The organism is Luteococcus sp., from assembly GCF_043424415.1.
Lineage (GTDB): Bacteria > Actinomycetota > Actinomycetes > Propionibacteriales > Propionibacteriaceae > Luteococcus.
In genome coordinates, this window is the sequence record NZ_JBHWOO010000060.1 from 1 (window position 1) to 3,070 (window position 3,070).

The 3,070-nt window shown below is 73.0% G+C and carries 2 protein-coding genes; both read right to left on the minus strand.

Going from position 1 to position 3,070, the window contains the following annotated elements; genetic code table 11:
• On the minus strand, positions 1-1,893 hold a 1,893-nt coding region (locus ACHFFZ_RS03385; protein WP_394275254.1), incomplete at its 3' end, for an ABC transporter ATP-binding protein.
• Positions 1,890-3,070: ABC transporter ATP-binding protein (locus tag ACHFFZ_RS03390; RefSeq protein WP_394275255.1), on the minus strand; the 1,181-nt coding region annotated here is incomplete at its 5' end. The genes ACHFFZ_RS03385 and ACHFFZ_RS03390, both read right to left, overlap by 4 nt.

Consider the following 3,070-nt stretch of genomic DNA (forward strand, 5'->3'; position numbering starts at 1 on the left):
TTCGGCGTGGGTGCCGTGCTCGGCCAGGTGCCCGTCATCCAGCACCAGGATCTGGTGGGCGCGCTCGGCGGTGGAGAGGCGGTGGGCGATGGTGAGGGTGGTGCGGCCGCGGGCCAGGCCGTCGATGGCCTGCTGGAGGCGTACGTCGGCCGCTGGGTCCACGGCGCTGGTGGCCTCGTCCAGCACGATCACGTCGGGATCGGCGAGGTAGGCGCGGGCCAGGGCCACCAGCTGCCGCTCCCCCGCGCTGAGTGACTCGCCGCGCTGCCCCACGGGGGTGTCCAGTCCTTCGGGAAGGCCCTCGCACCAGGGGCCGAGCCCGAGCTCGTCCAAGGCCTGCAGCATGTCCTCGCGGGTGGCGTCCGGGCGGCCGTAGGCGAGGTTGCGGGCCACGGAGACATCGAACAGGAAGCCGTCCTGCGGGACCATCACCACGCGGTCGCGCAGTGAGGAGTACGGGATCAGCGGCAACGGCACCCCACCGATGCGGATCTCACCGGAGGCGGGGTCCATCATGCGGGTGAGCAGCTTGGCCAGGGTGGTCTTGCCGCTGCCGGTCTCGCCGACGATCGCGACGTGGCTGCCGGCGGGCACGTGCACGTCGATGCCGTGCAGCACCTCGGGGCCGTCCGGGTAGGAGAATCGCACCTGGTCCACCTCGACGTCGAGACCACCCTCGGGCAGGGGACGCACGCCGGGCGCCGGCTGGGTGCGGCGGCCGGTGTGGGGGTCCATGGCGCCGCCGGGATCGGCGACGTCGGCGGGGGTGTCGAGCACGCCGAGCACGCGGCGCCAGCCGGCCACCGCGTTCTGGGCCTCGGAGAGCATCTCGCTGCCCATCCGCACCGGCATGCTGAACAGGGACACCAGGAACACGAAGGCGACCACGCCGCCGGCGGTGAGGTCGGCCCCGGGCAGGTCAAGGCCCAGGGCGCCGGTGCCCAGCAGCACGCCCACCACCACCACGACGGCGGTGGCGAGCCCGTCGCCCATCTCGGATAGGAAGAACGAGGCCGACTGGGGGCGCAGCACGGAGAACTGGGCGTTGCGCACGTCGCGCACGCGGTCCACCTGGCCGCGGCGGGTGCTCTCCTCGATGCCGTAGGCGCGCACGGTGGCCGAGCCCACCAGGGACTCGGAGACCGAGCCCAGCATGCTGCCCACGGCGGTGCGCACTCGCTGGTAGCGGGCACGGATGCGCTTCTGCAGGGCGCTGAGGAGGAAGAAGATCGGCAGGTAGCACAGCCACACCACCAGGGCCAGCGGCCAGGAGTACACGATCATCACGCCGGTGGCGAGCACCAGCTGCATGCTCATCACCATCAGCATGATCCCGCCGAAGCTCATGAAGGTGCTGACGGTGTCCACGTCGCTGGTGACGCGGGAGACCAGGGCCCCGCGCTGCTCGGTGCCCTGGGTGAGCAGGGACAGGTCGTGGATGTGGCGGAAGGCGCGGGTGCGCAGGGTCGCCAGGGCCGTCTCCGCCATCCGGAACAGTCGGCGGTTCATCAGCATGTTGCAGCCGGCCGTCACCAGCAGCGCGCAGGCGGCGATCCCGGCGGCGGTGGCCACGAAGCGCAGGTCCGGTGTGGGGGGTTCGATGATGCCGGTGTCCAGGATGTTCTGCACGGAGATGGGGACCACCACGCGGCCGGCGGTGGCGACCATCGCCAGCAGCAGGGTGATCCACACGCCGGCCAGGGCCTCCGGGGTCAGCGCCAGGCCGCGGCGCACGGTGGCCAGCGCCGACTCGTCGTTGGTGGCCTCGGAGCCCAGGCGGGAGGAGGCGCGTGCGGGGCCGGCTGAGGGCTCCCGGTCGGCGGCCGACGGGTGAGCCGGGGCGGGGGCGTGACGGGCAGGGCGCGGGGGCGCGGGGCGGCTGGCGCGGCTCATCCGTGCGACTCCATCAGGTCGTGGGCGATCGCGGCCTCGTCGTAGGCGTCCACCAGCGCCCGGTACTCGGCGCTGTTGGTGCGCAGTTCGGCGTGGGTGCCCTGGGCGGAGACGGTGCCGTGGTCCAGGAACACCACGTGGTCGGCCAGGGAGATGGTGGACTTGCGGTAGGCGATCAGCAGCAGGGTGGAGGCGGTCATCTCGCGTCGGATCCCGTCCAGGATCGCCAGTTCCACGCTGGGGTCGCAGGCGCTGGTGGCGTCGTCGAGGATCAGCAGGCGGGGCCTGCGGGCCAGCGCCCGGGCCAGGGCGATGCGCTGGCGCTGACCGCCGGAGAGGGATCCGCCGCGCTCGCCGAGCTGGGCGTCCAGTCCGTCGGGCAGGGCGTCGACGAAGGCGTCGGCCTGGGCCACGCGCAGCGCCCAGCGGATGGTGTCCTCGTCGATGTCCTCGCCGAGGGTGATGTTCTCGCGCACGGAGGCGTCGAACACGAAGGCCTGCTGCAGCACCAGGGCGACGTCGCTGGTGAGGGCCTCAGCGGTGAGGGAGCGCAGGTCGGCGCCGTCCAGCGCCACCCGGCCGTCGGTGGGGTCCAGGAGGCGGGCGGCCAGCAGTGCCAGGGTGGACTTGCCGGAGCCGGTGGCGCCGACGACGGCGAGCACGCGGGTGCCGGCGTCGGGGTCGGCCACCAGGGTGATGTCGTGCAGGGCGCGGCTGATGCGCACGTGCTGGTCCTCGGGTCGGGTGGTGCGGCCCAGGATCATGGCGGCGGGGTCGTCGCGGTAGGTGAAGGAGACCTGCTCGAAGGTGAGGCGGCCGGGGCCGGCGGGGAGGGCGTCCGGGCCGTAGGTGCGGTTCTCGGTGACGTCGAGGATCTGCTGGACGCGTCCGCCGCCGACGACGGTGCGGGAGAGGTCCCCGAGCACCCAGCCGAAGGAGCGGATAGGCAGCGACATCAGGGTGAACAGGTAGGCGACCTCCACCAGCTGGCCGGTGGTGAGGTGGCCCTCGCCGATGCGCCAGGCACCCAGCACCGCCACCGCGAGGATGCCGAGGTTGGGCAGGGCGTCGATGGCGGGGTCGAACCAGCCGCGCACGTAGCCGAAGCGGATGCCGTTGCGGCGCAGTTCCTCGGCGGCGGCGGAGAAGCGCTGCTCCTCCACGTCCTCGCGGCCCA